Source organism: Polaromonas sp. P1_G4 (genome assembly GCF_056405475.1).
Genome location: NZ_JBFUCA010001054.1, coordinates 1 through 563, shown reverse-complemented (window position 1 = coordinate 563; position 563 = coordinate 1). Strand labels below are relative to the sequence as shown.

The 563-nt window shown below is 63.1% G+C and carries 1 protein-coding gene; it reads right to left on the bottom strand.

Going from position 1 to position 563, the window contains the following annotated elements; translation table 11 throughout:
• The coding region (locus tag AC1D1X_RS25320; protein WP_477699638.1) for an AIR synthase-related protein at positions 1 to 563 on the bottom strand (563 nt) is incomplete at both ends.

Here is a 563-nt window from a genome sequence, read left to right as displayed (position 1 = left end):
GCCTTGGTGTCGCGCCAGACCTGGATCTCGCCCTTGCCGACTTCGAGCGAGGCGTGCTGTGGGCGCGTCTTGCCGATGAAGTGGCTGAATTTGGAGAGGCCGTGCTCGCGCAGGGTCTGCATCACTTCGTTGCGCGCAGACGTGGCCACCTGGATGACGGCACCCAGCTCTTCGTTGAACAGCGCCTTGAGCGTGAGCTCCTCGCGGCGCGCGCCGACCTGGCTTGCCCAGTTCTTGCTGTCGCCCGTGTCCATGCGGCTGTCGGAAATGCCGTCGCCTTCGACCAGCAGCATGTCGATGTTGAGCGACACGCCCACGTTGCCGGCAAAGCCCATCTCACATACTGCGGCAAACAGGCCACCGTCACTGCGGTCGTGGTAGGCCATGAGCTTGCCCTCTTTGCGCAGCGCATTGATGGCATTGACGAGGTTGACCAGGTCTTTCGGATCGTCGAGATCGGGCACCTTGCCCTCTTCCTTGTCCAGCGTTTGCGCGAGGATGGAGCCGCCCATGCGGTTCTGGCCCTTACCCAGGTCAATCAGGATCAGCGTGCTGTCGGCCTC